The sequence below is a fragment of the Dolichospermum sp. DET69 genome (genome assembly GCA_017355425.1).
Lineage (GTDB): Bacteria > Cyanobacteriota > Cyanobacteriia > Cyanobacteriales > Nostocaceae > Dolichospermum.
This window is the reverse complement of sequence record CP070233.1, coordinates 812,265-838,525: the sequence shown is the minus strand read 5'-3', so window position 1 is coordinate 838,525 and position 26,261 is coordinate 812,265. Positions and strand designations below refer to the sequence as shown.

Genomic DNA, 26,261 nt, shown 5'->3' with positions numbered 1-26,261 from the left:
TCGCTGTTTGGGGATTTGAGGGAATGCGATAGCGAAGCGCTCCGTAGGAATCGCTCTTCTATATGGGTAATCTCTTAACACGAAAAGTTTCATTATTTACAGAAATAATTGATCCCACTTCCAAATCTTCCTGACATTGGCTCAAAATTGTTGTTAAACATTCATTAATTACATGATAATTTTCATTACCTAACCGAAATAAAATTACACTGGGTAAACTATCTCCACTCACAGCTAAAAGTTGAGCAAAGTCTAAATCTATAGTTAATATAATTCGCTCTTCGGCACAAGCTTTAATTAAAATTTCATAATCTGGTAGTTTTTGCAAACCCTGTTCTCGCAAATGCACCACATCATAACCAGCACTACGCAACCAAACTACAGTCCGTAGTGAAATTCCCATATCAGCTAAAAACTTCATTTTAATTTTAATATTACGCAGTTTTAAAAGAATAAACCCTTTCTTGAGTCAACCACGCTGCATAAAGCAAAGATTGACGAATATCATCAGCTTCTAAATCAGGATATTCTTCTAAAATCTCCTCTAGTGGTTTTCCATTAGCTACTAAATTTACCACTAAAGAAACAGGTATTCGCATCCCCCGAATACAAGCTTGTCCTGCCATGATTTGCGGATCAAATGTAATCCTTTCTAAATTTAACATAGAATTACTTATTTGCAATATTTTTGATTGTATCATAAATTTACGAAAATCTATATATTTAAAGACGCTGAATAATCATTTGGGAAGTTGAGGGGGTGCGATAGCGAAGCGCTCCGTAGGAATCGCTGTTTGGGGAGTTGGAGGGATGCGATAGCGAAGCGCTCCGTAGGAATCGCTTTTGGGAGGTTGAGGGAGTGCGATCGCTCTTTCTCTGTGTCCTCTGTGTCTCTGTGGTTCGTTAAAAAAGGATGTTGGGGATTTAAGGGGGTGCGATAGCGAAGCGCTCCGTAGGAATCGCTGTTTTGGAAGTTGAGAGGGTGCGATAGCGAAGCGCGACATAGGAATCGCTGTTTGAGGATGATGGGGATTTAGGAGATAGTGCTATAATTTAAATAATCAATTCCAGGATAAATTCTATGCCAGTAGAAGCCATTTATGAACAAGGAACATTGAGATTATCACAACCGATAAAACTAGCAGAAGGAAGTAAAGTACAAGTAATTATCATTCCTCTAGAATCTAATTATCAACAGAAAAAAACATTAGAAATTTTACAAGAGATTGCTGAACTTCCTTTAGAGGGTAAAACAGATCCTTTTGATGGCAAAGATCATGATCAAGTTTTATATTGTCAATAGGTTATGATTTTTGTAGATACGGGTGCTTGGTTTGCTAGTGTTGTTCCTTCAGATTCCAACCATAAAAACGCTATTTTATGGTTAACTAATAATACAGATTCTTTAGTAACAACTGATTATGTAATTGATGAAACATTAACTTTATTAAGAGCAAGAGGAGAAACCAAAAGAGCAATTATTTTAGGTGAAGCTTTCTTCTCAGGTAAGTTAGCAACTATATATTATTTAACAGAAGAAGATACTCGCCTAACTTGGCGGATTTTTCGTGATTATTCTGACAAAGAATGGAGTTTCACAGATTGTAGTAGTAAAGTTATCATGGAAAAGTTAGATATTATCCAAGCATTTTCATTTGATTATCATTTTCGTCAATTTGGTATTTTTCAAGTCGTTCCGTAATGTATCATTTTTCTTTTTTCTCTGGATAGCGATAGCGAAGCGCGACCTAGGAATCGCTGTTTGGGGGGTTGAGGGGTGCGATCGCTATAGTATAATTATAAAAAAGTCAAAATTTTAAACAATATGGCAACAGGAATACCTAGTAAAAATGGGCGTAATCATAAACAAAATACAACATCTTTCCGAATTGAATATGAAGGAAAAATGCCTATAGAAGATATATTGAAAATTCAGCCAGCTAAGTTAAATCATATAATTAGCGTTGAAGGATATCCTAGAAATCAACTAGTATATGGAGATAATTTAAACGTCCTTCGCACATTATTAAATAATGAGAATGTTGCCGGAAAAGTGAACTTAGTATATATTGATCCTCCATACTCCACAGGTAGCAGTTTTGAGTCTCGTAATAGCAATCATGCTTATGATGATCTCATGGAAGGTGCAGAATATTTAGAATATTTGCGTCAACGTCTTATTTTAATTAGAGAAATTCTATCAGAAGAAGGTTCTATTTATGTACATTTAGATGAAAAAATGGCTTGTACTGTCAAAATTATCATGGATGAAATTTTTGGAGTTAAAAATTTTCGTAATTGGATTACTAGAAAAAAATGTAATCCTAAAAACTATACACGCAAACAATATGGTAATGTTGCCGATTTTATTCTTTTTTATACAAAAACAGATAATTATGTATGGAATCAACCTTTTGATGCTTGGACAGAAGACTCGATTAAAAAAGAATATCAATATGTGGAAGAAGGAACAGGAAGACTATATAAAAAAGTTCCTATTCATGCTCCAGGAGTAAGAAAAGGAGCAACTGGTCAACCTTGGAGGGGTATGTCACCACCTCCCGGTAAACATTGGCAATACATACCAGAAACTTTGGATGAAATGGACACAAGGGGAGAAATATATTGGTCTTCAACAGGTAATCCCAGAAGAAAAGTATATTTAGATAATAGTCAGGGTATTTCAATTCAAGATATTTGGCTTGATTTTAAAGACGCTCACAATCAAAATATTAAAATTACTGGTTATCCAACGGAGAAAAATTCAGAAATGATGAAACGGATAATTATGGCTTCATCAAATCCAGGAGATATTGTTTTAGATGCTTTTGCAGGAAGTGGAACTACTCTAACTGTATCTGAAGAATTAGGTAGAAAATGGATAGGTATTGATAATTCTCCATTATCTATTGATACTATAATTAAACGTTTAGTTAATGGTAGTGAAGCAATGGGTGATTTTGTCAATGGCAAAAATGGTAGTTGTAAATATAAACAAATAAACTTAATTGACTTTAATAGAATTTTAAAAACAGGTTTAGACTTGTATAGTGAAGAATCAGAAAGTTTAGCGTTAATTTCTGATCAAATCATCAAAAATTGGAATAGTAAACTTAACTATCTAACCAGCTTTGTGTAAATCTCTCCTCTAACATTTTCAAAGTACAAACCATCACTCTACCTTGTCCATATTGTTCTAAATTAGCGTAATCATTCCACATAGAACCTAGAAGTAATCCAGGACCATCATTCAGCATCAATACTTTTAATGGCAAATTGTATGTTTTAGCATAACCCAAAATTTCTGTTATTTTATCTCGATTGCCACCTGTTCTATCATCTTCCTGAGAACCTCCTCTATCGGAGTCATAACGAGCAAATCCAACTACCAATGGAGTACCATCTAAGCGGGATATCAACATATCCGCTGGAGTTTTATATTGCCAGTTATCTAATACTTCATTTAGCATTACATCTCTTCCAGCACGAACAGGTCCACGAATTAAATAATCCTTATTAAATACTTTGTTAAACCATAAGAAAAAACTTTCTGTTAAGTCATAACCTTTTTGTCCTCGCGTACTTTGCTCTAAAAGTATTGCCATGAGAGTTTCATCAGGTATAGGACGACTTTGCAAATTTTGTTTTACTTGCTCTATTGGACGAAATCTATAGCCAAAGTCCTTAATGATATCAGGTATTTTGCTTTTCTTTTTGGTCATTTCAACTGATGTATCTGGAGAGACATATCTACGAAATACTCTGAGTAATTGAATTCGCAAAGGATCAGGCTCTTTAGTGATAATTTCAAGTAAATTTGCAGAATTTTTAGCTTGTTCTACAACTTCTGTAAAACGCAATAACACATTCTCATAAATAATTTTAGCTTCATCTAAGGAATCTGGATAGAAAGGTGAATCAAATATAGTAATCCAATTAGATGCTGTTGCTTTGTAACTAGCAAACGTGGTCAAAATTATTTCCTTATTCTCATAAACAGTACAGGTTATTAATATAAGCAATAGTGGTATTTTTGTCCATGCCTTTGTTAAAAAAGCAGTAGTTACTCACCTATAAGTATGCTATATCCGAAACTTCCAAAGATCGCTCTCTTCGTGGCTTGTTAAAAAAGAGATGTTTGGGAAGTTGAGGGGATGCGATAGCGCACGCGCTGACTTGTCAGTTCGCTGTTTGGGAGGGTTGAGGGGGTGCGATAGCGAAGCGCGACCTAGGAATCGCTATTTATCTGTATTTATTAAATCTCCCAATCTTCCAATTTTAAATTATCAATTCTACTAAATTCTCTAGTATTGTGAGTAATTAAAGTTAAATTATTAGCTATAGCAATAGAAGCAATATGTAAATCATTATTTCCTATAGGAGTACCTTTAGTAGCCAATTTACTACGAATTTCACCATAAATTACAGCACATTCATCATCAAACTTCAAAGAAACAAAACGATCTAAAAATTCCCGCTGCTTTTGCAGAGTTTTCGCAGGATTATGAGTTCTCATTGCACCATAAAATTGCACCATAAAATAGTTCAGCTTTCACTATTGAACAAACTACTATATCTATATCGGATAAATCTTGAAGACGCTGAATGATCTTTTCTGATCTTTGATTAAGATATTGAATACAAACATTACTATCTAATAAATATTTCATCAGTTTGTATTCCTAACAATTAATCATTTCTTCTAAACTGTCATCTAAGCTATCATCAATTCCTAAATCATTTAGAATAATTGGATCATCAGCACAACTTCCTGCTGTTTGATTAATAAATTCTTGCCAGTTTAATTTGTGTTTTTCTGTGTTTATGAAAGTTGTTGGTTTATTGATCAAATTTTGACGAAATAAACGGACAATTTCCAATATTTCTGGTATATATTCTTCTGGAGTTTGGGCAATTTCTAATAATAAATCGTTCCAGGGTGTAGTTGAGGATGTTTCTGTGATTAGTTGGTGATTATTAATCATAAAATACTAGATTTGATTATTTTTACATATTATCAGTATATCAAATCAGAATTAGCAAGTGTAACTTACCCAAAGTATCCCTATTTGGGAGATTGAGGGGGTGCGATAGCGTTCGCGGAGCGTCCCAGAGGGAACTAGCGCGACCTAGGAATCGCTTTTACCTTAAAATGGAATCCATTCCAACTTATCAATCCATTCTTCCGCTTCTGTAGCTTCCCAAACAAACACAAGATCCTGTGCTATTTTTGCTATTGGTATTCGGGGACGCAACCAAAATAAACCCCAAATATGACCACCTTCTCCCCAATGTACTTCCAAATGTCCTGGCATACTAGCACGATTATCTGTTACTAAAACTCTTTGAGATAATTGTAAATAACGCAAAATCTCAGGATCTAAAGTACCTGTTGGTGGTGCATTATCTTCACCCACACGCAAAATATCTATTTCGGAATTTAACCTTAAAATAGCTAATTTTAGACGGGGTGGCAAATTTTCATCAAGTAAAAAACGCACTTTCACAATACAGTTACCTGCTGTTGAAATTTTGCACTTTTCAACTTTCTCAATCTTTGTAACAAAGGTGAAGGATGAGTAATTGATTCTTGATAACGTTTTTCTCGATATTTTGCCAAATTAGAAAGATAAGAATCAACTTGAGGACGATTATGTAAATAATAAGTAATGGTCGCGTAAATTTGCTCTAAACTCAAATCAGGAAAATTAGCACCGATTTCTTCTGGTGTATATCCTTCTAAATAATAATCAAGTACATTATCAATACCAATACGGTGTCCTTTCAGTCGAATATCTCTCTCTGAGATAAAGTCAAAATAACCTTCTAATTGCATTACTCTAACCCTACAAATTTTGTTGCCATATTAATTTATTATAAGTCATTATATGCTTTTTGGAAAGTTAAGGGAGTGCGATAGCGAAGCGCGACCTAGGAATCGCTGTTTGGGAAGTTGGAGGGGTGCGATAGATAGCGCAAACGCTGACTTGTCAGTTCGCTCAACTTAAACCCCAAATCCCAAAACCACATCCAAAGCAGTACGAATTTCTTCCCAATATTCAACTTCTAAAATCCCCACCAACCCTAAAACCCGACGATAATCAACAGAACGAATTTGAGAAACATCAATAAAACGATCTTTATCTAATCCATTAGTTGCTGTTGCTTTGACATTGACAATATAGGGACTTTGCTTACTTCCTGGTCGAAATGGCATCACAATTGTTAATAATCCATATTGATTCATAATATCATTTTGAACTATCAAACAAGCACGGATTTTTTGTGCTTCTGCTCCCACCGTTGGATCAAGATTTACCCAGCGAATTTCACCCCGTTTATAAGTTAAATTACCCTCTGGCATTAATACCATCTCCAGCTACATTATCCCAAGCAGAAATCTCATTTTGATATTCTAAATTTTTCGCATCTTCTTGGAGTGCAGCAATTATTTCTGCTTCTAAAATTTTGCGTCTTTGTTCTGCTAATAGTGCATTGATATAGGCACTACGATTACCTTTTGCTTGTTGATCAATAAATCTGAGAATGTCTTCTTCTAAAGTAATTGTGACTTTCATCATTATGTATGACTTATTCATCTTACCAATCAATCATACCACTTTTTTGACATTGCGTGAGGTAAAAAGAGATTTTGAGGGGTTGAGATCGCTTTTGGGAAGTTGAGGGAGTGCGATCACAGCAAAATATTTATTCAAGCAATAGCAAATGCAGTATATTTCCTTTCTTCAGGAGGATGAAATGCTAAAACAATATCAAGATTAGAAATACCTAACTTCATTAACTCATTAGCTATTCCCTCTTCAGTCCAATCTTCTTCAATCCAAATTTTATCATTTTTAATTCTGATATTAACTTGGATATTATTGGTTCTTTTTTTGCCATCCCAACCCAAAAAACACCAAATATAGTGATAATTATTATCATCAAAAATCAAACAACTTTCATCAGTTAAATTCGCTGCACCAGAAACCCAATTATGATATTCTGTGAGAACTTGTTTAATTGCTATTTGATATTGTTTTAGTTTATCCATTGTAATATCTCCTCTTTTTCGACATTAACTACAATCATCAAAATTTGATTTAATTGAACAATTTCTTTAATTGAATCTTTGGTAAAAAAGTTTTCGTATGTACTTTCTTTAATAGCCAAATAAATCGTATAGTCTGGTTCTGTGAGGTTAATTAAATTACGATATAAAATATATTGCCCTAAAGCCAGTTCAAAATCTCTCATGGGAGAAGGACTAAGAAAACTCTTGATTCCATCCATAGCGTTCCACAATCTTACACAGAGACTTACCAGAAACGGATTTCATAAAGATAACTCAATCAACTGTTTTTGTGGTTCAACTTCTTCTTGCTGACTAGCAACTTCTAACCAACCTTGAACAGCATCTTTCAACATTTCTAATAAATGTTCATAACTTTCACCCCAGGTATGACATCCTGGTAAAGCTGGTACAGAACCACACCATACACCGTCTTCTTCCCAGATAATTGCTTTTATTTTCATAACCAATTCCTTGAACTAAGGATATTTTACCGCAGGGGCAGTCAGATGTACCAGTTTAATAAAGATGAATAATCGCTGTTTGGGAAGTTGGGGGGATGCGATAGCGAAGCGCTTCGCTATTGCTCTCACCGTTTAAATTTCTCCCCATTCTCTAGCATCAATAAAAAGAGAAAGATGCTTTTTATTACTCGTGGCAATCATCACCTCATTTCCATAATTAGCAACTAAAATAGATTGAGCAGCTAAAATAACATCACCATCCAAAGCTTTATTATCTGCTGTAGATTTACCTTGATTTCTCACTTCAGCCCATAATTCTGCTGCTTTTAACATTACTTCTGTGGTAATAGGAAGATAAATAATTTCTGATTTAAGTTGATTCAGTTTTCTAACTCCCGATAACTTATTTGCTCTTAATAATTCTCGTCTAATTTCATAATCTATAATTTCTGGTAAAATGACTTCATAACCTCTTTCAAAAAGACTATAAAACCATTCTTGACATTGCACAGCTAGAGGATTTCCTTTAGGATTAGTAACCAATCCCACAGGTGCAGAATCTAAAACAATAACCTTACTCATTTTATTTTAAATTGAAATACCATTCATAGATTCAATAATTTCTAAAGTTTCTTGTTGATCTTGTTGACCATCTGATTCATTCCATGACTCGAACAATCTTTTAATATTAGTTTTTCTGTGTTCTTTCTTAATTGCATCACTTTCATTAATTTCATTAATAGCATTTTCCCAGTTCTTTAAGGATGTCTGTTTCATCGTCACACTTTGACGAAATAACCGGACAATTTGTAGTAATTCGGGTATGTATTCTTCTGGAGTATGTTCAATTTCTAGTAATAAATCATTGCGGGGTTTTGCTGATGATTTAGCTGTAATGGATTGGTGATTATTAATCATAAAATTCTAGATTTGATTATTTTTACATATTACCAGTATATCGGATCAGAATAAGCAATGTCTGAAATTTATAAAATGGATAACTACGGTGATCTAAATGATTACTGCGGAGTGCTTCGCTATCGCTGTTTGGTAGTTGAAGGGATGCGATAGCGAAGCGCGACCTAGGAATCGCTGTTTAGGAAGTTGAAGGGGTGCGATAGTGTAGGTTATTGTAGGCGATCGCTCAAAAGATAAATTTTGTACAATTTGCAAAAAATAGACAAACAATCTATAATCATGTTTAACCCTATAAATTTTATAAGTCACTATGTCTGTCATCAGTGCAAGTGAAGCGCGTGCTAATTTTCCCGATATTATGAACCGTGCAGAATATCGTGGAGAAAGAATTTTAATTCAGCGTCATGGTAAACCTACGGTAGCGATAATTAGTATTGAAGATTTAAAGCTACTAGAAGCAATAGAAGATGCAATAGATTCTGCTAAACTGCGACGTGCAATTGAAGAAAACGAAGGATTTACCACCATAGAAGAAATAATAGCAAAACGCCCCAATGAGTGAACGTTATACATTGAGGATTGCTAAAACTGCGGAAAAAGACCTATTAGACTTGCAAGCAAAACAATATAAACAGATTGTATCAAAAATTCTCTCACTTCAGGGTAATCCTCGTCCTCAAGACTATGCAGCTTTAAAAGGTTATCAAGGAGGTTATCGTATTGATCAAGGTGAGTACAGAATTTTGTATACTATTGATGATGATAATAAATTAGTTGATGTTTTTCGAGTTGGTAAACGCAATGATGGTGAAGTTTATCAAAACCTGTAACTTTGGTTGGCATTAATACCATCTCCAAGCACACTATCCCAAGCAGAAATCTCTGTTTGATATTCTAAATCTTGTGCATCTTCTTGTAGTGCAGCAATTATTTCTGCTTCTAAAATTTGGCTACTGACTCCTGACTCCTTCTTCAACTTACTCTATAATCATACTATGATTTTGTACAATTTGCCAATAAACAAATAAATTAAAACACTGCTGTTAAAAATTTTGAAAGTGCGATATTTGAGGGATGCAATTACTAGGTTGTGGTATGAGAACTCACAAGTCAGCGATTCACTATCGCTTGACAATAGAAATTGTAATTAAACAGAAAAGAAATCAGCATCTAAAATTTCAGCAGATGAAAAAGGACTCTCTTGAGGAAAAATAGACAAAGGGAGTCCAGTTTCGATAGATGCTTCTTTACGAGCGTGTTGATAACAATTATCCAAAACTTCTAGATAATAACTTTTTAAACTAGGACTATCTAAAAACGTTTCTTGTAATCTTTGACGATGTTCATAGATTGTATATAACCAGCTATTTGATCTGTTTTGAGGTTGAAATTTGTATTTAAGAAGGTGCATAATTAACACTCTCAAATTACTTCTTAAAGCATTTTTCTCGCTTCTTCCCATACTTTCAACTTCTTCAATTAGATTTTCTAATTCTAATTCTGAAAATTTTTTACTTCTTAATAAATAAGCAGTGTTCTCTAACCACAAATTATAATCTTCCGCATAAAGATTAATAGTTTTAGCAATAGATTGATGGATCATAATCTACTCCTGAATAAATCCTCTTTATGATATCATGAATTTGTATAAATATGTTATAAGCGAATTATAGAATATTCATAGCCTATTATTAATTTTATTGTCAGAATCAGGATGTCCAGGATTAGAGGATTTACAGGATTTTTTTATTGATTACATATAAATAATATAGGATTACTATTTGATTTTTGAACATATACTATTGGTGAGCAATGCCCAGAATATTGGAGTTTTGGTGGGCAATGCCCACCCTACAACACTTAAATATTGTATGGCTACGCCACGCAAGCTATCAGAAATCATTTAGAATTGCTATATATCAATAATAATTGAAGGCAGGTAAACACAGATAATAAAGGATAAATTAATGGATTTGTTAACTCTGTAAAGTATCACATTGATTTGAAATATTATCTTTTCTCCTAATCCTGTACATCCTCTAATCCTGGATATCCTGATTCAGACAATAAGGTGTGTTAGGGAAGCGTGATTGGGTGTCCACTTGGTAGATAGAAAATAAATATTATTATACCTTACCCTTCTTCCTTCGTGTCCTTCGCTCCTATATCCCTCCGGTCTCGTCAGGGATACGTGGTTCATTAACTTCACGCCTTTGCTCCTTAGCGACTGTGCGCGAAACCCTCATAATCCAGGGGCGGACAAGCCGCCCACCCCCATTAAAATCAGGTGACACCGAAAACAACCACCAAGCCCAAAACAGCCCCAAAAACGATTAAGGCATAGAATTGAACTCGACCACTTTCTAGGTATTTCAAACCTTCACCACTGACAAGAGTAAAGAAACCCGTGAGATTGACAGCGCCGTCAACAACGCGGAAATCAACTTCCATAACTTGTCTAGCAACACGACGTAAACCGAGGACAAAGACACGATGATAAATATCATCAAAGTACCATTTGTTCAAGGATAGATCATATAGCGGTTGAATGCTTTTAGCGATCGCACTGGGATCAATTTTCCGGGCTAAATACATCAGTACCGCCAAAGTAATCCCAATTACAGAAACCGCTACAGAACTACCAGCCATGATGTAAAACTCATGGGGGTCAAATTCCGCAGCCTTTTCCATAACTTCAGCTAAAGTTTCACTAGGAGGAAAGATAAACTGCTCAAAATAATTGGCGTAGGGAGTCCCCACCAAACCAATCAACATTGAAGGAATAGCCAACACCACTAAGGGAAAACTCATCGTCCAAGGAGACTCATGGGGAGAATGGCTATGTCCGTGGGAGTCATGCGCCTCTAATTCTCCCTTTTTCATGGCCCCAGGACCAAAATTAGGAGCTAATTCTGCTGTCCCTGATTTTTCAGCTAAAGCCACAGCAGCATTTTTGAGTTGGGTTTTGATTTTTTCGTCATTACCCCGGAATTTACCTTCAAATGTTGAGAAATACATTCTAAACATATAAAAAGCTGTAATCCCCGCTGTTACCCAACCAATAAACCACAGGAAGGGGTTAGCAGCAAAAGCAGCACCGAGAATTTCATCTTTTGACCAGAAACCAGCAAAGGGGGGAATTCCCGCAATTGCCAAGCAACCAATCAAAAATGTGAAACTGGTCACGGGCATATATTTCCGCAGTCCGCCCATTAAACGCATATCTTGCGCTAATACAGGGTCATGACCCACAACTTCTTCCATGCCATGAATTACCGAACCAGAACCCAAGAATAACATCGCTTTGAAATATGCGTGGGTCATTAGATGGAATAATCCGGCACTATAAGCACCCACGCCCATAGCCATGATCATGTAACCAAGTTGGGAAATGGTGGAATAAGCCAGACCTTTTTTGATGTCATTTTGGGTAATGGCAATAGTTGCCCCCAAAAACGCTGTAAATGCCCCAGTATAAGCAATTACGTTCATTGCTGCGGGAACATTTTCAAATACTGGGTACATCCGGGCAATTAGGAATACACCCGCTGCCACCATTGTTGCCGCATGGATCAAGGCAGAAATGGGGGTAGGCCCTTCCATTGCATCTGGTAGCCAGACATGGAGGGGAAATTGGGCAGATTTAGCAACGGGTCCCAGGAAGACTAAAATCGCCAAGACAATGGCGAGGAAATTGCTAATAGAACCGGTTTCTACTAGGGTGGATAGGCGATCGCCCATAATCATGAAATCAAAGCTGCCTGTTGCCCAGAACAGCCCCAAAATGCCCAATAGTAACCCGAAGTCACCGACCCGATTTGTGACAAATGCCTTTTGACAAGCATCCGCTGCGGCTTTGCGATCATACCAAAAGCCAACTAGGAGGTAGGAACACATCCCCACCAGTTCCCAGAAAATGTAAACTTGTACTAGGTTGGGGCTGACCACCAAACCTAACATTGAAGAGCCAAACAAGCTGAGATAGGCGTAAAACCGCACGTAACTTGGGTCATGTGCCATGTAACCATCGGTGTAAATCATCACCAAAACAGCTACCGTCGTTACAATCACCAGCATTAGAGATGTCAGGTGGTCAATGGTGTAGCCCATGGTCAGGTGAAAATTGCCTGCTGATGCCCATTCTACAGTCCACAGATAAGGCGCATGGCCTTGAATTTGACTCCACAGCAAGGCAAATGACAGCCCCATAGCTGCTCCCATGAGGGAGATAATGACCACAGCATTCAACTGTCGCAGGCGGTTTGTCACCTGATTTATCGAGATTAGCCCTAGACCGACTAGCATTGCTCCCAAGAGAGGTAATACTGGAATCAGCCAGGCATACTGATAGATTACTTCCATCACTAACGCCTACTTTTAGAATTCTGTACAAACAAACGGGAATGTGAAAAACGAAAATTCAGCTAGAAAAAGGTAATAAGTAATAGGTCATAGGTAGTAGGTAATACAGATATATTTATTAGACCTCTTGCCTTTTGCCTCTTGCCTCTTGCCTTCTTCTTGGATGAGGTTTTCTGTTTAGGAAATTAGATACTAGGAAGCAGGAATTATTTACTAACCTTGTCTAGTTCTGATAGTCCATTACCTTCAAGTTAGCTTGAATTTTCTCACACCAACCTTCAGTTAACTGAATAATTTCAGAACTGCTAATAATTGTGACACACACCCTTGAGGATAAAATACCCCACCCGATACTCTTTCGGTGAGGTGTTAAGCATGGCTTTAGATTTGGTCAGTTGTCAGTTGTCAGTTGTCAGTTGTCAGTTGTCAGTTGTCAGTTGTCAGTTGTCAGTTGTCAGTTGTCAGTTGTCAGTTGTCAGTTGTCAGTTGTCAGTTGTCAGTTGTCAGTTGTCAGTTGTCAGTTGTCAGTTGTCAGTTGTCAGTTGTCAGTTGTCAGTTGTCAGTGGCAAATATTTTTCCCCTGCTCCTTGTCTCTTACCTCCTGTCTCTTACCTCCTGACTCCTGACTCGGTGACTCCTGACTTCTGCTGTATCAATTCTTTCGTAACTTGTGTAGGTGAGTTTAATTTCTTCTAAAGCTAGACGTAAATCATCTTTACTGCGAAAACCTTCCAGCCTTTGTTTAACTATACCTTTTTCTATCAAAAGTAACGTTGGTAATGATTTGAGTCTATAGGTATTAGACAACTTGAAATTTTGATCAGCGTTAACTCCTACGAGTTTAAGTTCATCACCACATTGGGTTTGAAATTGTAATAACAGCGGGTGAATAATGCGGCATAGTCCACACCAGGGCGCTTCAAAATTCACCAAAACGGGAACTGGGGATTCTAAAACTTCTTGAATAAATGTCCGTTCATTAACCGACAACACCATGATGCCTCTCGGAATTATAAGGTTTTTATCTTAAAATTAGCTGTCAGCAGGAGCAAATTGGCAAGTTATACCATTTTGGATTTTAAATTTTAGTTTGAGGATTTTTATGTTTTCCTGCTGACAAAAAAGCCAGCGCGACATTCACGGTGGCTGTTTGACATTTCAAATCCTGATTGCTATTGATGACAAAAGAAGGGAACAGGGAACTCTTAACTGGGAACAGATAAGAAACACTCATTTGCACCAGTTTAGAGCTTCAATCAAAAAAAGATGTTTTTACAAGATGCGTAGCCCGAAAAAAACAGTGTCATTATTTCAATCTCATGTTTTTAAACATGAGTTTTTCCTGTTCCCTCTGAATACTGTTGCTGAAAAATTTGACAATGCTGAGATTGCAGACTAGCACAATCTATACATTGTTATTTATTTCCCGTTTCCAGCAAGGTAGATGGTTACTGCTTGCCTACGGGCATTAAGCCCACTTGAGCTTGGCAGATAAACTCTTTTCCTAATCCTACCACTGATAAAACTCTAATGATATTTTGAGTTTATCGTACATTGTTTTGGTAGCAAGTGATCTGGATAAAGTTTTATTAAATTTATATTTTTTGTTGATCTTGGGGATCAGACTAAACTACCACATTATCCTACTTGTTGCCACTAATAACCAGGGATGTGACCACCATAATAGACCTGTGAAAATGGCAACCCCTAAATAAGCAGGACGGAGAAATTCTTGCCAGTTCAAAGATTGACGACCATCAATAATCGCTTGAAAGGGCATAATGGAAGTTCGCTGTTTGACAAGTTCAAAAGCTTCTCCATAGCGTTGACTTAAACGACGATCGCCATGCCATACTCCAAAGAGATGATGTAGTATCAAACCTATTGAGGTAACAAGGGTGAAGCTAGTCCCTAACCACAGGGTATGTGCCACACACCAAATAACTTGTCCCACCATTTGGGGATGACGGGTAATACGGATAATCCCTGTTTCATAAAGATGAACTTGGGGCTTTTGAATAGCCGCAATTTCTAGTAGATTGAAGGTGGCAGGATATAAAAATAAAAAAGATATAGCTGACATTACCCAAACTAATGTTCCTAGCCCTGGTGTGCCTTGTACCTGCCAAAGTTGCCAACCGTCATAACGGTGATTAAAAAAGTAAACAATTAATATCACAGCCAAAGGCAGGCTGATTAATGCAAAGATAATGCGATAAAGCCTTGGTCCAATATATTTTTCTGCCCAAGGACGTACAGCAGCCCCTCCGCTATGAGCGATCGCAAAAATTATTTGTAACCCTATTATGACAAAATGACTGGAGGTAAACGCAGGATTGGACATCATAAAATACAAACTCAATTCAAAATTCAACGGCAAAGAAATTACTAGTGATCAATATCTTGACCTTTAACAGATTATACACAAGAGTATTTTTGTCAAGATGTTGTGGTATTTATTTTAGTTAGTTCTGCAAATGTTAATTCTTGCCTAAATCATCTCTAGCTACAAAGCGATTCATCTTGATTTATTTTTAAAGTTACTCCTGTCCCAGTTTGACCGGTTTTGCCCTATGTCTGACCTTCCTTTTACTTTAGATCAGTTACGGATTCTCAAAGCGATCGCCCAAGAAGGGAGTTTTAAACGGGCTGCTGATAGCCTTTATGTCTCCCAACCCGCTGTCAGTTTGCAAGTTCAAAACCTGGAACGACAACTGGATGTTCCCCTCTTTGATAGGGGAGGCCGTCGCGCTCAATTAACTGAAGCTGGACATCTCCTGCTCAACTATGGAGACAAAATCCTCAGTTTATGTCAGGAAACCTGCCGGGCTATTGAGGATTTACAAAATCTTCAAGGAGGGACATTAATTGTTGGTGCGTCCCAAACTACCGGTACTTATCTGCTGCCAAAAATGATTGGCTTATTTCGCCAAAAATATCCAGAAGTAGCCGTGCAATTACACGTCCATTCCACCCGTCGCACGGCTTGGAGTGTATCTAATGGACAGGTTGATCTGGCGATTATTGGTGGGGAAATTCCCACTGAATTAGGTGAATCTTTAGAAATTGTTCCCTACGCTGAAGATGAATTGGCACTTATCTTACCTACGTCCCATCCCTTTGCCAAATTAGATACAATCCAAAAAGAAGACCTATATAAACTACAATTCATTGCTCTCGACTCCCAATCAACTATCCGCAAAGTCATTGATCAGGTTTTAACCCGCTGTGATATTGACACCAGACGGTTTAAGTTTGAAATGGAACTAAATTCCATAGAAGCTATTAAAAACGCTGTTCAATCAGGTTTGGGTGCTGCATTTGTGTCTACTTCAGCGATCGCTAAAGAATTACAAATGGGTGTTCTTCATCGTACCCCCATCGAAGGAGTCGTGGTGAAGCGCACACTCTGGTTAATATTTAATCCCAACCGTTATAGATCCAAAGCCGCAGAAGCCTTTAGTAAAGAAATCTTACCTCAGTTTGCTAACCCTGGCTGGACTCAGGAGATGTTGAAATTATCACAAATGAATCTAGTGGTAAATAATACATTAGACATAGCAACACCTAACTCTGCTGATGTCAGATAAACACCTTGTCACTCATTAAAAGTCATTAGTTAATCCTAAATGGCTAATGACAGGGAATTTTAGATTTTAGATTTTAGATTTTAGATTTTAGATTTTAGATGAAAAAAATTTGGTACAAGCCCCGTCCTTCAAGACGGAAAAATTGTCAATCCAAAATCCAAAATCGTCAATCCAAAATCGAGTGACCACTGACTCATGACTACTGACTAAAGAATAATATGGAAGTCTACTGTACTCGTCCCCACTGTCAGCGGCCAAAAAATCAATTTACTGATTTAGATGATAATCAAACACTAAAGACAGTACAGCAAAAATACTGTACTAGCTGCGGGAATTTCCATCTACAGATTTATATGCTTTAGCTGTTACTCTTCTGACTCTATTAACAGGTGAAGAAGCTAGTAAACTATTTGATTCATTTACGAATGAGTGGAAATGGCGCACAAAAACCACTATTAACGACAGATTAGCTAATATTTTAGATAAAATGCTGTTACCGGCTGCTAGTGAGCGATTTCAGTCAGGTACAGAAGTCTTAGAAGCCCTTTTTCCTCCTGTTCCTATAGTTAGCCCCACAGCACCACAACAACCAATTCCTCAACTAATCCCTCAACCAATCCTATGGCAACCAGCTTTTACTACATGGGAATTATTAGCTGGGGCGGCTTTTAGCGGATTTGAAGGGGCATTAATAGCGATCGCCCTTTTTAGTTTAGTTAAGAACCCAATTATCACTTTGGCTATTTCTGTTGTGATTTTAACTGGTTTAATTTTTGCTCAAACTAAACGGTGGCTAGAAAAAAATGACTTATTAATTATCCCCACTATTAGTTTGGCAATTATATTTTTTATGCCCTTTTTACGAGGAGGTATTGGCATTCAACAAATAATTATTTTAGGAATTACGGCTGCATTAATTGCCATTTCAGTTACAACCTTATTTCGTCTGATTTATAAATTAATATTTTCAATACTTTAGAAACTATTGTTGTCAAACTAGCCATTTTATTTATGTTGCAAAAAGAAGTCAAGGTATTACTTTTATCTCTATTAGTGACAAGTGGATTAATTGGTATTGGTTTATGGTTATTTATGCCTCATCTTCCTGAAATTACTGGTGTAAAACCCTCAGAAGATAATGGACTTAATAACAAGAATCAATCAATTACCGAACGCATTAGTTTTGGTGAAAAATCCTTAACCCCTGGAGAAATATCTCCAGCTAAAAAAAATGGTATTCAGGCTTTAGCTAATAAAAATTATGATCAAGCGATCGCTAATTTTACAGCATCACTAAAACTCAAACCAAATGATCCAGAAGCACTGATATATCTGAATAATGCCAGGATTGAATATGGCAAAAGTTATACCATTGTTGCATCAGTTCCATTAGGAACAGACCCCAATGCTGCGTTAGAAATTCTCCGGGGTATTGCACAAGCTCAAAATGAAATTAACACTGCTGGGGAAATTAACGGAGTTAGCTTAAAAGTAGGCATAGCTAACGATGATGATAATCCAAAAATAGCTCAAGAAATTGCTGCTAACCTAGTCAAAAATCCAGAAGTATTGGGTATAGTCGGTCCAACTGCAAGTGATGTCACCTTAGCTGCCGGTGCTGTTTATACCTCTGGAGAACTTGTAGCTATTTCTCCTACCAGCACTTCCGTAAAACTTTCTAACTTTAGCCGCTATGTTTTTCGTACAGTTCCCAGTGATTTTATGGCTGCGAGAACCTTAGCTAATTACATGATTAAAACCTTGCAGAAAAAAAAAGCAGCGGTTTTCTTTAATTCCCAAAGTAACTATAGTCAATCCCTTAAAGCTGAATTCGTTTCTTCTGTAACTTTAGAAGGTGGACAAGTAGTCAACGAATTTGATTTATCTAAACCAGATTTTAGTGCCGCAAAAAGTTTAGAACAGGCAATTGCTGGAGGGACAGAGGTGTTGATGTTAGCAACTAATAACGAAACTTTAGATAAAGGTATGCAAGTAGTCCAAGCGAATCAGAAACGCTTAACTTTACTTGGAGGTGATGACGTTTATAGCCTCAAAACTTTAGAAGTTGGCAGAGAACAAGCAATGGGAATGGTAATAGCAGTTCCCTGGCATATTGAAGCTGATTCTCAGTCAGATTTCCCCAAAAAATCCCGGCAGTTATGGGGTGGTGATGTCAGTTGGCGGACTGCCCTCGCTTATGATGCTACAAAAGCCTTTATTGCTGCATTAGCAACTAATCCTACCCGTTCTGGAATTCAACAAACACTGCTTTCATCAGAGTTTTCCGCTACTGGTGCTTCTGGTGCAATTCGCTTTTTACCGTCTGGAGATAGAAACGCCCCAGTCCAACTTGTAAAAATAGTTCCCGGTAATCGCTCTCGTGTTGGGTATGACTTTGAGCCGATTTTGAAAAAATAGTAGGGGCAAACCCCCCGTGGTTGCCCCTCTTGTAGAGTCAGGGTAGGGGCAAACCCCCCGTGGTTGCCCCTCTTGTAGAGTCAGGGTAGGGGCAAACCCCCCGTGGTTGCCCCTCTTGTAGAGTCAGGGTAGGGGCAAACCCCCCGTGGTTGCCCCTCTTGTAGAGTCAGGGTAGGGGCAAACCCCCCGTGGTTGCCCCTCTTGTAGAGTCAGGGTAGGGGCAAACCCCCCGTGGTTGCCCCTCTTGTAGAGTCAGGGTAGGAGCAAACCCCCCGTGGTTGCCCCTCTTGTAGAGTCAGGGTAGGGGCAAACCCCCCGTGGTTGCCCCTCTTGTAGAGTCAGGGTAGGGGCAAACCCCCCGTGGTTGCCCCTCTTGTAGAGTCAGGGTAGGGGCAAACCCCCCGTGGTTGCCCCTCTTGTAGAGTCAGGGTAGGGGCAAACCCCCCGTGGTTGCCCCTCTTGTAGAGTCAGGGTAGGGGCAAACCCCCCGTGGTTGCCCCTCTTGTAGAGTCAGGAGGAAGAAAGAAGAAGGGGTCGTCAATGAGTCCTCAAATTTACCCGGTTATTGAAAATATAACTATTTAAAATGATTTGTAGAGGCAAGATCAATAATTGGAACCAGGTGGGTGGCCCCAATTTGCCGATCCAGCTTGATTAGTGCCATATTCATGATGAAGGCACTAGAGAACTTTTTATCCAAGACATCTTATTTCATACCCGATTACCCAAAATCTGTTTGTGGTGGTCAAACAGACTACTGAAAATGAGGAGCAGGCTCACCGAACTAATTACCCAATTTGGACTAGTTAGAATCCGCTGATACCTGCCATTGGTGTGTCCGAGAGTGGCAAACTCTCAGTCAACATCTATCAATCTGCTGCTCATTAGAGATTTGAACTACTTCCTAGCTGGTTCTATTGATAGATTCAGCAGGTAGGCAAATCAAATTATCTCCTTGGGTAAGGATTAAACCACGTTGACGTAATTTACCCATTAAACGAGTGACAGTAACACGGGTTGAACCAATGGCGCTGCCAATTTGGGCATGGGTAAGGGGGAAGGGTAAGCAATAACCACGAATGACATCAGGATCGGTGTCACTCATGGAAGGCTCTCCATATTCCTCAATCAGTAAGGTAAGAAATCCTAAGAGACGGTCAATTGTGCGGCGTTGTCCCAAAGCACTCAACCAGAGTAACTTGCGTTGATGCTGATATCTAAAAGCATCCATAACTTCGCGGCGGAAGTGAGGCCAGTTGTCTAGGTCATGCCAGTACATCCACAGAACCGCTGTTTGGTCAACGTGGGCGTAGGACTGGAGTGTGAATGGAGATTGAGCAACAATTTCAAAGGGTTGTCCTGCTCCCACAAAACCCAAGAAAGCTTCTTCTGGAGTTCTGTTAATGCGTCTAGATGTTAACTGACTAGCAGTAGCACTAACTTGGGCTGTTCCTACCATGCGGATAGCACCTCTTTGGACTAAATAGAGCAAGCCAGGTCTAGCTGGAATGCGCTCATCTTTACTGAAGGTGCGGCAGCGGTAGTGTTCTTGGGCCCAGTCAAGAATACGTTGCCAAGTTAAGAAAGGACGTGAAGCTTCGGAAAAGGAAGATTGAGATTGCATAAGTAACAAAGAGCGTTTGGCAGCAAAACAAAGACGTGATAAGAAAAGTGCAAGGAGTGTCTTTGTGTTAACGGGGTAGGCATAACGCCTAACAGCGCCAGCCCTCCAATGGGATAAAAAGCTAAACTGCTTTCTATTTTTTTTCTTATACTTCCTACTGTACAACAAAGGTAGTAAAGATTACCCATTTTTTATACATTATTCATCAAATTTCATCCTACTCTCATTTTTCCTGACATCAGTAAACTTCTATCTTAAGGTAGATGGAACAGGATAAAATGATGCACACCATAAATTTTTTACAAGAAGATACGTGTCTTATAGACTACAATTTGAACGTGACAAGGCAATTAAACAGTTAATAAACAGATATTTAGTGTCTTCCTTCGGTATTTTTACCAGTAATGAGGAAATTACAAGCATAAAAGGGATAAAAGTTCCTCTCTACCAAGGAGGATATAATCAAAAAATTTTATATATCTCTGGTGTGGCTATGAGAATATCAAAATCTCAGAATTCACCAGTTATGGAAGTTGCTGGAGCAATCGCAGGGTATTTAGCTCAAAATAGTGCTAGTTTATTTAGAGTCAAAGTGACTCCCCCAGGTGAGATTTATATAGAACTCATTGACTCTACGTTAGCGGCTTGGTTACACAGTCTCACAGTTGCCACAAAAACTAGATACTTGGTAAATAGTTTTCTTCATGACCAATCACCAACTTCATTAAATTCACTAAAAATTTTTACAATTCAATACGCTCATGCAAGATGCCACTCTTTGATACGGCTAGGACACCAGGAAGGATTAATTGAACTTGATAGGACAGATATTCAAAGTTTTATATCCGTCAACTCTATACCCTGGCTGAATGATGATCAAAAACTTCGTCTTAATCATCCTGATGAAACTTTTCTCATTCATCAATTAGTCAAAGTGGTGGATGATTTAGTTTGTGCGGATAGTAGTTCTATTAACTGGGAAAAAGCAGGTGAAAACTTGAGTCAAGCTTTTGAGAAGTTCTGGTGTAATTGTCGGATTTGGGGGGAAGTGAAAATCAATTCACCGGCATTAGCTCAAGCTAGATTGGGATTGCTGATAGCGACTCAGTTGGTTTTAAGGTCTGTGTTAGAAGACAAATTGGGAGTTGTTGCACCTTTAGAACTTTAAGTCTAATTTATAACCCACCTGGCGACTAGAAGTCGCGGAACCACACAGACAAAACCCACCTTCGTGGGTTAAAAAATCTTGATTTTTCGTTAGTCCACGCAGGTGGACTTGGCTTGTGTAGTAGCGAATTATATTCGCCCAAAACTTGTTCATTCATCCTCTTAGGGACTTCCAATTAAAAAAATACCCAAAAATTTCTTGTAGTGCGGGCCGAAAAGTCCCCTAATCATCAAGGACGGGCAGGATGCCCATCCCACAAAATTGGGTAATTTATTTTTTGGTGTTCCCTTAGCAAGTCTCTTGACAAAATAAATATCTATGAATATGATTGCCATTGTGTGAGGAGCAAAATTAGAGAAGACACCGAGACGAAACACGGCCAGTCGTCGGTGTCTTTTCTTATGTGTAGATTTTTTAATTAAGCAAGAATTTTTCTATTGCTATGGCTGCACCATCTAACTCTACACTAGGTGCTACCCAATCAGCGATCGCTTGCACTTCTGCTGGGGCATCACCCATTGCAACACTAATACCAGCATAGTCCAGCATTTCCACATCATTGAAATTATCACCAATAGTCATTACATTATGACTTTCTAAACCTAGCATTTCTTCAGCTAGATAACGGACAGCATTACCTTTATTAACATGAGTATTAGCTACTTCTAAGAAAGTAGCGACGGATGTTGTCATATATAACTCTGTTGGTTGATATATACAGCGTAAATTAGCCAAAAGTTGTTGAATTAAATCTGCGTCATCACATAATGCTAAAACTTTTGTAGGCTGATGATTCTCTAATAATTGACGTAAATCACCGACGGGAATAGCTTTCACACCACAGCGTTGTTGATAATTTTCCGTTTCTTTCGTGATTTCCCGCACATAAAGTTGGTCATTGATGTAAAAATGAACTGAGAGAAGCGATCGCCATTGCGACTCTTCAAAGTATTCTAGTAGTTGGTGGGCAATTTCCGTAGATACAGATAAATGACGGTGAATTTTGTTATCCTTGGGATCTTGAATCCAAGCCCCCTGATAAGCTACTAAAGGCAGCGTAGAGCCAATTTCCTGATGAAATCGCAAAGCTGAACAATACATCCTTCCCGTAGCTATAGCGACTTTAATTCCTTTTGCTTGTACCGCAGCAATAACTTCCTTGACAGTCTGACTGAGAGTATTGGAATGTCCAGCAATTGTCCCGTCTATATCTAAAACCAACAGTTTAATATCTTTTTCATTTTGACTCTGATTTGATGTTAAATAATTTTTAGCCCTTGTATCCATAAAATCTCCAGTTTTTAGTATTCTTTGAAATTGTACAGGTATAAATATGACAATTTTTGCCTACTTATTGAGACAATAAATTCAGATTTATCCGTAAACACATTAAAATGGTATTTTGTTAATAAGATTTAGATGCGTTTCCCCTAGGGATTTAATTTATTAATTATTTAGGCTTTTTTCAAAAAATTAAGTTAGCCGATCTAAATCAACCAACCACTAACAATAATCTCTTAAAGAACCCAATAGGAAATAACAATGGATAATTTTTTGTTTTTGACCAGTGTATTCCCATCAGTTGATATTTTTATAGGATTTAAACCAGCTTTAAAAAGAAATACAAAAGGCAAAACAATTTTTAGTTTTTATGATGTTAATGACAGTCTAATAGGTAGTCGGGTATTAAAAGAAGCAAGAGGTCTAAAAAAACTTGCTGTTCCTTCAATAACTCATAAGATACATATTAAATCATTCAATGAAGATTACTATTTCGCTGATCTTAGGTTAATGATTGAGGACTGTATTAAAGATAAAATTGCCTATGTTAAAAGAGATTATGGGTTAACACCTGAAGAATATTATCAAGGAATACTAGAAAGTCGTGCAAAAGCAGCTTTAATTAAGGAGGCTGCTTTGAAAATTGATGAGCCTAAATTTTCAGATGATGAGGAATTGGTAGTTAAGACCCAGTATATGGAAGATTTTCACAAGAGCATCCGGTAAGCGTAAAGCTCAGTCACAAAGCGTGCTGAGATATAAGCGACACGGGCGAAAATATTTAGCCTAACTCATTGACTGATAACAGTAGATGTGATACAATCTAAACAATTCTAGAATTTAAGTATAACTAAACGACGTAAAAACTTAACTTATTTGGTTGAGTGCGTAGTCATACCTAACGGTATTGCTGTTTAGGAAAGCTAAATTTGGTGAAAAATGAAATGCAAAAAACGAGTACGGTAGGGATACGGTCATTAACGCTTTAGGAGAATCAACCTCTGTTTTTGTTGGAGTAATCCAGCAATTGTAAGTTGGCTCATTGATTAAAGAATCGAGCGCGTCTAAAGACAGTGAGAGTGTCAAATAGTAACTCTGCTTGTTCTAACACTGTGGAAGTTGCTTTTTCCTGTTTATCTGGGGGATAACCATACTTTTTGAGTAATCGTTTAATGGTCACTCTTAATTCAGCTCGCACATTTTCCTTAACTGTCCAATCAATGGTTAAGTTAACACGAATCGCTTTGACTAAATCACGGGCGATCGCTTTAAGTATATCATCTCCTAAGCTAATAACTGCACTATCATTCACCTCCAGGGCATCATAAAAAGCGGTTTCATCTTCAGTTAGTCCCAAGTTTTCACCCCGTTTTTGTGCCTCCCGCATAGCTTTGGCTAGTTCAATCAATTCATTGATAACTTGGGCTGTTTCAATGGCACGACTTTGATATTTTTTGATGGTATTTTCTAACATTTCTCGAAAGGAACGAGCTTGAATTAAATTCTTGCGAGAACTGATTTTAATTTGCTCATTAATTAATTTTTGTAAGGTTTCTAAAGCTACATTTCGATAGGGTAAACCTCGCACTTCTTCCAAAAATTCATCGTCAAGAATAGCGATATTTGATTTCTTTAATCCAGCAGATGCAAAGATGTCTATTACTTGGTTACTAGCGATCGCTTTAGAAACAATTTGTCTAACTATTGAGTCTGTCCATGTTGTTGGTATTCCACATCTATTCCATCTGTTAAGTATTGATGAAAGCGGTGATTGTTTTCATAAAGTATTGGTGTTTCTGTGCGGGTGATTTTTCTGATTGCGTCTTGGATAGCGTGAAAGGGAATATGGGGGTTTATGGTTTGTCAGGCATTTTGTAAGCGGTTTATAAGGATAACTTCGTTATATTCTTGGCGTTCTGTTTGGGGGGTGTCAGGGGCGATTTCTGTACCATTTAAAGTGGTGTAGCCGAGTTCTGATAGCCAGTCAAGGGTGGCTTGTTCAATAATTGATTCGGTGAATTTTTCTGACATATTTTCTATTATTTGATTTTATAGAGAGGGTTTAGCAGTGCTAAACCCCCTACAGGATTATTCAAATATTATCAATTTGGAATTTGTGGAGATTTTGTAAAATAAACTGGTTGTTTTCATTTACTAAATCACCTAATTTTATTTTATGGCAACTTTTTGATATGTTCCTATTGATTGATTTGTGATAATAGAATACAAAACATCTGGGTCTAAATCTGCTCCGTTTTCCCAGTAAATTGTCCCCCATTCAGGATGAACTTTGACTTGCTGAAAATAATTCAAATCTTGTAAAGAAGTGAAGATTCCTGTAAATTCTATTAGTTGGCTAATATCAATAATTCCTTGTGTTTCGTCTTCAAATTGGATATGTAGTTGATAACCTTCTAAGGGGTTGACTGATATTATATCTTTGAGCATTTTTTACTCCAAAGGTGTAATTGGTTCTAGGGGTACTTGTAGTCTGGCAAGTTCCCAGTTTTACATGAGTTCTGTTTTGTGAATGGCTGCCCATTCTATTACTAATCCTAAGATGCAAGGGGAAATTTTACCTTCTAGTATTGAGAGGGTTTCAATATCAATTATGGCTTTTTGTTGATTATAGCGGACATGAAAGTGTGGGGGCGGATGGTCGTTATAATACATGGTGATGATGATACCTAAGAGGGTGTTTGAAAAGTATTAGATGAAACCGATAATCTCCAAAAACCTAACCCCCCTGCCCCCCTTCCCTAGGAGGGAAGGGGGGTTTCAAAGCCTCTCCCCGCTTCGGGGAGAGGTTTACAAGAGGGGTTAATTTATACCTTGAAAACTTTTAAAACACCCTCTAAAAAACGGCTAATTTCTGGCATGGTTCACTTAACTACATTATTCAAATATTATCTATTTGGAAATTGTGGATATTTTGTAAAATAAAATAATCCCCTTCTTTAATTTCCTTTAATTTCCCACTCTTCCAAGTTTTCCTAACTTTCTCGTAACTTCTCGATAAGAAAAACCTCCTAATTTTCCCATTAAACCTCCAAAGTAAGCGGATATTCAAACTGATTAGGTAAACCTTGAAAATGAAAAGAATGATTTTTTTCTTTTTCTAAATCTAATAAAACCTTAGCCACATCTGCCGCGATTTCTATAGCTTCTTGTACAGTTTTACCCTCAGCAACTAACCCCTGTAAATCATCACTGGTAGCCACAAAATACTCCTTTCCTTCCTCAATAAATTTTTCAATATTCAATCTAATTAGAGTTTGCATCTTTTGATATTCCCAAACGTGGATAATTTGATTTTAACACTATACTGTTATTGGGTTGCACTGTCGCTTACAGCGGTTTCCGC

General features: G+C 37.6%; 33 protein-coding genes and 5 pseudogenes. 12 read left to right on the top strand and 26 right to left on the bottom strand.

What is annotated here, in order from left to right:
- Nucleotides 1-58: 58 nt before the first annotated feature.
- Nucleotides 59-421 carry a DUF5615 family PIN-like protein gene (locus EZY12_04100; GenBank protein ID QSX68874.1) on the bottom strand — a complete coding sequence of 121 codons (363 nt, stop codon included), beginning with the start codon at nucleotides 419-421 and terminating at the stop codon, nucleotides 59-61.
- A gap of 13 nt (nucleotides 422-434) precedes the next feature.
- The gene (locus tag EZY12_04095; GenBank protein QSX70504.1) at nucleotides 435-665 is read right to left on the bottom strand and encodes a DUF433 domain-containing protein; all 231 of its coding nucleotides are present in this window, start codon (nucleotides 663-665) and stop codon (nucleotides 435-437) included.
- Between the two features lie 416 nt (nucleotides 666-1,081).
- Between EZY12_04095 and EZY12_04090 the strand changes: the two genes are divergently transcribed.
- From EZY12_04090 to EZY12_04080, 3 genes are all read left to right on the top strand, one after another.
- Nucleotides 1,082-1,303: an antitoxin family protein gene (locus EZY12_04090; GenBank protein QSX68873.1), complete on the top strand. Its 222-nt coding sequence runs from the start codon at nucleotides 1,082-1,084 to the stop codon at nucleotides 1,301-1,303.
- Between the two features lie 3 nt (nucleotides 1,304-1,306).
- Entirely contained in the window at nucleotides 1,307-1,702 is a 396-nt protein-coding gene (locus tag EZY12_04085; GenBank protein QSX68872.1) for a type II toxin-antitoxin system VapC family toxin, read from the top strand.
- A 123-nt stretch (nucleotides 1,703-1,825) separates the two neighbouring features.
- A complete protein-coding gene (locus EZY12_04080) occupies nucleotides 1,826-3,139 on the top strand; it encodes a site-specific DNA-methyltransferase (GenBank protein ID QSX68871.1) in 1,314 nt (437 codons plus the stop codon).
- Here EZY12_04080 and EZY12_04075 read toward each other — a convergent pair.
- The 12 genes and pseudogenes from EZY12_04075 to EZY12_04020 all read right to left on the bottom strand — a co-directional run bounded on the left by EZY12_04075 (nucleotide 3,114) and on the right by EZY12_04020 (nucleotide 8,454).
- Nucleotides 3,114-3,977, bottom strand: coding sequence for a hypothetical protein (locus EZY12_04075; protein QSX70503.1), 864 nt, complete (start codon nucleotides 3,975-3,977; stop codon nucleotides 3,114-3,116). The two genes, EZY12_04080 and EZY12_04075, sit on opposite strands and share 26 nt — an antisense overlap.
- Before the next feature lie 278 nt (nucleotides 3,978-4,255).
- Nucleotides 4,256-4,670: pseudogene (locus tag EZY12_04070) on the bottom strand (type II toxin-antitoxin system VapC family toxin).
- 12 nt (nucleotides 4,671-4,682) lie between these two features.
- Nucleotides 4,683-4,985 (bottom strand): hypothetical protein, encoded by a 303-nt coding sequence (locus EZY12_04065; GenBank protein QSX68870.1) that lies wholly within the window; start codon nucleotides 4,983-4,985, stop codon nucleotides 4,683-4,685.
- A gap of 162 nt (nucleotides 4,986-5,147) precedes the next feature.
- On the bottom strand, nucleotides 5,148-5,507 hold the full coding sequence (locus EZY12_04060; protein QSX68869.1) for a DUF5615 family PIN-like protein: 360 nt from the start codon (nucleotides 5,505-5,507) through the stop codon (nucleotides 5,148-5,150).
- A complete protein-coding gene (locus EZY12_04055; GenBank protein ID QSX68868.1) occupies nucleotides 5,504-5,836 on the bottom strand; it encodes a DUF433 domain-containing protein in 333 nt (110 codons plus the stop codon). Before EZY12_04055 ends, EZY12_04060 begins: the two co-directional genes overlap by 4 nt.
- A 168-nt stretch (nucleotides 5,837-6,004) precedes the next feature.
- Complete coding sequence (locus EZY12_04050) at nucleotides 6,005-6,364, bottom strand: type II toxin-antitoxin system PemK/MazF family toxin (protein QSX68867.1); 360 nt, start codon at nucleotides 6,362-6,364, stop codon at nucleotides 6,005-6,007.
- Complete coding sequence (locus EZY12_04045; GenBank protein QSX68866.1) at nucleotides 6,351-6,581, bottom strand: CopG family transcriptional regulator; 231 nt, start codon at nucleotides 6,579-6,581, stop codon at nucleotides 6,351-6,353. The genes EZY12_04050 and EZY12_04045 overlap by 14 nt, the downstream gene beginning before the upstream one ends.
- Nucleotides 6,582-6,712: 131 nt before the next feature.
- A complete protein-coding gene (locus tag EZY12_04040) occupies nucleotides 6,713-7,054 on the bottom strand; it encodes a XisI protein (GenBank protein ID QSX68865.1) in 342 nt (113 codons plus the stop codon).
- Nucleotides 7,042-7,284: pseudogene (locus tag EZY12_04035) on the bottom strand (XisH protein). The gene EZY12_04040 and the pseudogene EZY12_04035 overlap by 13 nt, the downstream one beginning before the upstream one ends.
- A gap of 51 nt (nucleotides 7,285-7,335) precedes the next feature.
- Nucleotides 7,336-7,536: a type II toxin-antitoxin system HicB family antitoxin gene (locus tag EZY12_04030; GenBank protein ID QSX68864.1), complete on the bottom strand. Its 201-nt coding sequence runs from the start codon at nucleotides 7,534-7,536 to the stop codon at nucleotides 7,336-7,338.
- Between the two features lie 132 nt (nucleotides 7,537-7,668).
- A complete protein-coding gene (locus EZY12_04025; protein QSX68863.1) occupies nucleotides 7,669-8,118 on the bottom strand; it encodes a nucleic acid-binding protein in 450 nt (149 codons plus the stop codon).
- Between the two features lie 6 nt (nucleotides 8,119-8,124).
- Nucleotides 8,125-8,454, bottom strand: a complete 330-nt coding sequence (locus EZY12_04020) for a hypothetical protein (GenBank protein ID QSX68862.1) — start codon at nucleotides 8,452-8,454, stop codon at nucleotides 8,125-8,127.
- 310 nt (nucleotides 8,455-8,764) lie between these two features.
- Here EZY12_04020 and EZY12_04015 point away from each other — a divergent pair, with 310 nt between their 5' ends.
- Together EZY12_04015 and EZY12_04010 are read left to right on the top strand one after the other, a co-directional pair.
- Nucleotides 8,765-9,016 (top strand): type II toxin-antitoxin system Phd/YefM family antitoxin, encoded by a 252-nt coding sequence (locus EZY12_04015; GenBank protein QSX68861.1) that lies wholly within the window; start codon nucleotides 8,765-8,767, stop codon nucleotides 9,014-9,016.
- On the top strand, nucleotides 9,009-9,284 hold the full coding sequence (locus EZY12_04010; protein QSX68860.1) for a type II toxin-antitoxin system RelE/ParE family toxin: 276 nt from the start codon (nucleotides 9,009-9,011) through the stop codon (nucleotides 9,282-9,284). Before EZY12_04015 ends, EZY12_04010 begins: the two co-directional genes overlap by 8 nt.
- Here EZY12_04010 and EZY12_04005 read toward each other — a convergent pair.
- The 3 genes and pseudogenes from EZY12_04005 to EZY12_03995 all read right to left on the bottom strand — a co-directional run bounded on the left by EZY12_04005 (nucleotide 9,272) and on the right by EZY12_03995 (nucleotide 12,816).
- Nucleotides 9,272-9,403: pseudogene (locus tag EZY12_04005) on the bottom strand (CopG family transcriptional regulator). The gene EZY12_04010 and the pseudogene EZY12_04005 overlap by 13 nt on opposite strands.
- Before the next feature lie 198 nt (nucleotides 9,404-9,601).
- On the bottom strand, nucleotides 9,602-10,057 hold the full coding sequence (locus tag EZY12_04000; GenBank protein ID QSX68859.1) for a DUF29 domain-containing protein: 456 nt from the start codon (nucleotides 10,055-10,057) through the stop codon (nucleotides 9,602-9,604).
- Nucleotides 10,058-10,737: 680 nt separating this feature from the next.
- A complete protein-coding gene (locus EZY12_03995; GenBank protein ID QSX68858.1) occupies nucleotides 10,738-12,816 on the bottom strand; it encodes an NAD(P)H-quinone oxidoreductase subunit 5 in 2,079 nt (692 codons plus the stop codon).
- A 395-nt stretch (nucleotides 12,817-13,211) separates the two neighbouring features.
- On the opposite strand from EZY12_03995, the gene EZY12_03990 reads away from it, so the two are divergent.
- Nucleotides 13,212-13,442 (top strand): hypothetical protein, encoded by a 231-nt coding sequence (locus EZY12_03990; GenBank protein QSX68857.1) that lies wholly within the window; start codon nucleotides 13,212-13,214, stop codon nucleotides 13,440-13,442.
- Here the strand turns inward: EZY12_03990 and EZY12_03985 are convergent.
- Both EZY12_03985 and EZY12_03980 read right to left on the bottom strand, forming a co-directional pair.
- Nucleotides 13,411-13,812, bottom strand: coding sequence for a thioredoxin (locus EZY12_03985; GenBank protein QSX68856.1), 402 nt, complete (start codon nucleotides 13,810-13,812; stop codon nucleotides 13,411-13,413). The genes EZY12_03990 and EZY12_03985 overlap by 32 nt on opposite strands.
- A 634-nt stretch (nucleotides 13,813-14,446) precedes the next feature.
- On the bottom strand, nucleotides 14,447-15,163 hold the full coding sequence (locus EZY12_03980) for a hypothetical protein (GenBank protein ID QSX68855.1): 717 nt from the start codon (nucleotides 15,161-15,163) through the stop codon (nucleotides 14,447-14,449).
- A 226-nt stretch (nucleotides 15,164-15,389) separates the two neighbouring features.
- On the opposite strand from EZY12_03980, the gene EZY12_03975 reads away from it, so the two are divergent.
- The 3 genes and pseudogenes from EZY12_03975 (at nucleotide 15,390) to EZY12_03965 (ending at nucleotide 18,824) form a co-directional block, all read left to right on the top strand.
- A complete protein-coding gene (locus EZY12_03975; GenBank protein QSX68854.1) occupies nucleotides 15,390-16,406 on the top strand; it encodes a LysR family transcriptional regulator in 1,017 nt (338 codons plus the stop codon).
- Between the two features lie 334 nt (nucleotides 16,407-16,740).
- Nucleotides 16,741-17,385 (top strand): annotated as a pseudogene (locus tag EZY12_03970) (serine/threonine protein kinase).
- A gap of 32 nt (nucleotides 17,386-17,417) precedes the next feature.
- A complete protein-coding gene (locus EZY12_03965; protein ID QSX68853.1) occupies nucleotides 17,418-18,824 on the top strand; it encodes an amino acid ABC transporter substrate-binding protein in 1,407 nt (468 codons plus the stop codon).
- 904 nt (nucleotides 18,825-19,728) lie between these two features.
- Here the strand turns inward: EZY12_03965 and EZY12_03960 are convergent.
- Entirely contained in the window at nucleotides 19,729-20,448 is a 720-nt protein-coding gene (locus tag EZY12_03960; GenBank protein ID QSX68852.1) for a Crp/Fnr family transcriptional regulator, read from the bottom strand.
- Nucleotides 20,449-20,761: 313 nt separating this feature from the next.
- Here EZY12_03960 and EZY12_03955 point away from each other — a divergent pair, with 313 nt between their 5' ends.
- The gene (locus EZY12_03955; protein QSX68851.1) at nucleotides 20,762-21,616 is read left to right on the top strand and encodes an anticodon-binding protein; all 855 of its coding nucleotides are present in this window, start codon (nucleotides 20,762-20,764) and stop codon (nucleotides 21,614-21,616) included.
- A 414-nt stretch (nucleotides 21,617-22,030) separates the two neighbouring features.
- Here EZY12_03955 and EZY12_03950 read toward each other — a convergent pair whose 3' ends face one another.
- Complete coding sequence (locus EZY12_03950) at nucleotides 22,031-22,903, bottom strand: HAD family phosphatase (GenBank protein ID QSX68850.1); 873 nt, start codon at nucleotides 22,901-22,903, stop codon at nucleotides 22,031-22,033.
- A gap of 255 nt (nucleotides 22,904-23,158) precedes the next feature.
- On the opposite strand from EZY12_03950, the gene EZY12_03945 reads away from it, so the two are divergent.
- Nucleotides 23,159-23,623: a hypothetical protein gene (locus tag EZY12_03945; protein ID QSX68849.1), complete on the top strand. Its 465-nt coding sequence runs from the start codon at nucleotides 23,159-23,161 to the stop codon at nucleotides 23,621-23,623.
- Nucleotides 23,624-23,936: 313 nt separating this feature from the next.
- Here EZY12_03945 and EZY12_03940 read toward each other — a convergent pair.
- Nucleotides 23,937-24,608: pseudogene (locus EZY12_03940) on the bottom strand (DUF3387 domain-containing protein).
- Here EZY12_03940 and EZY12_03935 point away from each other — a divergent pair.
- Nucleotides 24,550-24,705, top strand: coding sequence for a hypothetical protein (locus EZY12_03935; protein ID QSX68848.1), 156 nt, complete (start codon nucleotides 24,550-24,552; stop codon nucleotides 24,703-24,705). The pseudogene EZY12_03940 and the gene EZY12_03935 overlap by 59 nt on opposite strands.
- A gap of 55 nt (nucleotides 24,706-24,760) precedes the next feature.
- Here EZY12_03935 and EZY12_03930 read toward each other — a convergent pair whose 3' ends face one another.
- The 4 genes from EZY12_03930 to EZY12_03915 all read right to left on the bottom strand — a co-directional run bounded on the left by EZY12_03930 (nucleotide 24,761) and on the right by EZY12_03915 (nucleotide 26,178).
- Nucleotides 24,761-24,928: a hypothetical protein gene (locus tag EZY12_03930; protein QSX68847.1), complete on the bottom strand. Its 168-nt coding sequence runs from the start codon at nucleotides 24,926-24,928 to the stop codon at nucleotides 24,761-24,763.
- 138 nt (nucleotides 24,929-25,066) lie between these two features.
- Nucleotides 25,067-25,345: a DUF2442 domain-containing protein gene (locus EZY12_03925; protein ID QSX68846.1), complete on the bottom strand. Its 279-nt coding sequence runs from the start codon at nucleotides 25,343-25,345 to the stop codon at nucleotides 25,067-25,069.
- Nucleotides 25,346-25,405: 60 nt separating this feature from the next.
- Nucleotides 25,406-25,570 (bottom strand): DUF4160 domain-containing protein, encoded by a 165-nt coding sequence (locus EZY12_03920; GenBank protein QSX68845.1) that lies wholly within the window; start codon nucleotides 25,568-25,570, stop codon nucleotides 25,406-25,408.
- A gap of 368 nt (nucleotides 25,571-25,938) precedes the next feature.
- Nucleotides 25,939-26,178 (bottom strand): DUF1902 domain-containing protein, encoded by a 240-nt coding sequence (locus EZY12_03915; GenBank protein ID QSX68844.1) that lies wholly within the window; start codon nucleotides 26,176-26,178, stop codon nucleotides 25,939-25,941.
- Nucleotides 26,179-26,261 lie beyond the last annotated feature (83 nt).

What these genes read in the sequence shown, in the direction of transcription:
- EZY12_04100 (QSX68874.1), bottom strand. Translation starts at nt 421, where the DNA reads ATGAAGTTTTTAGCTGATATGGGAATTTCACTACGGACTGTAGTTTGG.
- EZY12_04095 (QSX70504.1), bottom strand. Translation starts at nt 665, where the DNA reads ATGTTAAATTTAGAAAGGATTACATTTGATCCGCAAATCATGGCAGGA.
- EZY12_04090 (QSX68873.1), top strand. Translation starts at nt 1,082, where the DNA reads ATGCCAGTAGAAGCCATTTATGAACAAGGAACATTGAGATTATCACAA.
- EZY12_04085 (QSX68872.1), top strand. Translation starts at nt 1,307, where the DNA reads ATGATTTTTGTAGATACGGGTGCTTGGTTTGCTAGTGTTGTTCCTTCA.
- EZY12_04080 (QSX68871.1), top strand. Translation starts at nt 1,826, where the DNA reads ATGGCAACAGGAATACCTAGTAAAAATGGGCGTAATCATAAACAAAAT.
- EZY12_04065 (QSX68870.1), bottom strand. Translation starts at nt 4,985, where the DNA reads ATGATTAATAATCACCAACTAATCACAGAAACATCCTCAACTACACCC.
- EZY12_04055 (QSX68868.1), bottom strand. Translation starts at nt 5,836, where the DNA reads ATGCAATTAGAAGGTTATTTTGACTTTATCTCAGAGAGAGATATTCGA.
- EZY12_04050 (QSX68867.1), bottom strand. Translation starts at nt 6,364, where the DNA reads ATGCCAGAGGGTAATTTAACTTATAAACGGGGTGAAATTCGCTGGGTA.
- EZY12_04045 (QSX68866.1), bottom strand. Translation starts at nt 6,581, where the DNA reads ATGATGAAAGTCACAATTACTTTAGAAGAAGACATTCTCAGATTTATT.
- EZY12_04040 (QSX68865.1), bottom strand. Translation starts at nt 7,054, where the DNA reads ATGGATAAACTAAAACAATATCAAATAGCAATTAAACAAGTTCTCACA.
- EZY12_04030 (QSX68864.1), bottom strand. Translation starts at nt 7,536, where the DNA reads ATGAAAATAAAAGCAATTATCTGGGAAGAAGACGGTGTATGGTGTGGT.
- EZY12_04025 (QSX68863.1), bottom strand. Translation starts at nt 8,118, where the DNA reads ATGAGTAAGGTTATTGTTTTAGATTCTGCACCTGTGGGATTGGTTACT.
- EZY12_04020 (QSX68862.1), bottom strand. Translation starts at nt 8,454, where the DNA reads ATGATTAATAATCACCAATCCATTACAGCTAAATCATCAGCAAAACCC.
- EZY12_04015 (QSX68861.1), top strand. Translation starts at nt 8,765, where the DNA reads ATGTCTGTCATCAGTGCAAGTGAAGCGCGTGCTAATTTTCCCGATATT.
- EZY12_04010 (QSX68860.1), top strand. Translation starts at nt 9,009, where the DNA reads ATGAGTGAACGTTATACATTGAGGATTGCTAAAACTGCGGAAAAAGAC.
- EZY12_04000 (QSX68859.1), bottom strand. Translation starts at nt 10,057, where the DNA reads ATGATCCATCAATCTATTGCTAAAACTATTAATCTTTATGCGGAAGAT.
- EZY12_03995 (QSX68858.1), bottom strand. Translation starts at nt 12,816, where the DNA reads ATGGAAGTAATCTATCAGTATGCCTGGCTGATTCCAGTATTACCTCTC.
- EZY12_03985 (QSX68856.1), bottom strand. Translation starts at nt 13,812, where the DNA reads ATGGTGTTGTCGGTTAATGAACGGACATTTATTCAAGAAGTTTTAGAA.
- EZY12_03980 (QSX68855.1), bottom strand. Translation starts at nt 15,163, where the DNA reads ATGATGTCCAATCCTGCGTTTACCTCCAGTCATTTTGTCATAATAGGG.
- EZY12_03975 (QSX68854.1), top strand. Translation starts at nt 15,390, where the DNA reads ATGTCTGACCTTCCTTTTACTTTAGATCAGTTACGGATTCTCAAAGCG.
- EZY12_03965 (QSX68853.1), top strand. Translation starts at nt 17,418, where the DNA reads ATGTTGCAAAAAGAAGTCAAGGTATTACTTTTATCTCTATTAGTGACA.
- EZY12_03960 (QSX68852.1), bottom strand. Translation starts at nt 20,448, where the DNA reads ATGCAATCTCAATCTTCCTTTTCCGAAGCTTCACGTCCTTTCTTAACT.
- EZY12_03950 (QSX68850.1), bottom strand. Translation starts at nt 22,903, where the DNA reads ATGGATACAAGGGCTAAAAATTATTTAACATCAAATCAGAGTCAAAAT.
- EZY12_03945 (QSX68849.1), top strand. Translation starts at nt 23,159, where the DNA reads ATGGATAATTTTTTGTTTTTGACCAGTGTATTCCCATCAGTTGATATT.
- EZY12_03935 (QSX68848.1), top strand. Translation starts at nt 24,550, where the DNA reads ATGTCTATTACTTGGTTACTAGCGATCGCTTTAGAAACAATTTGTCTA.
- EZY12_03930 (QSX68847.1), bottom strand. Translation starts at nt 24,928, where the DNA reads ATGTCAGAAAAATTCACCGAATCAATTATTGAACAAGCCACCCTTGAC.
- EZY12_03925 (QSX68846.1), bottom strand. Translation starts at nt 25,345, where the DNA reads ATGCTCAAAGATATAATATCAGTCAACCCCTTAGAAGGTTATCAACTA.
- EZY12_03920 (QSX68845.1), bottom strand. Translation starts at nt 25,570, where the DNA reads ATGTATTATAACGACCATCCGCCCCCACACTTTCATGTCCGCTATAAT.
- EZY12_03915 (QSX68844.1), bottom strand. Translation starts at nt 26,178, where the DNA reads ATGCAAACTCTAATTAGATTGAATATTGAAAAATTTATTGAGGAAGGA.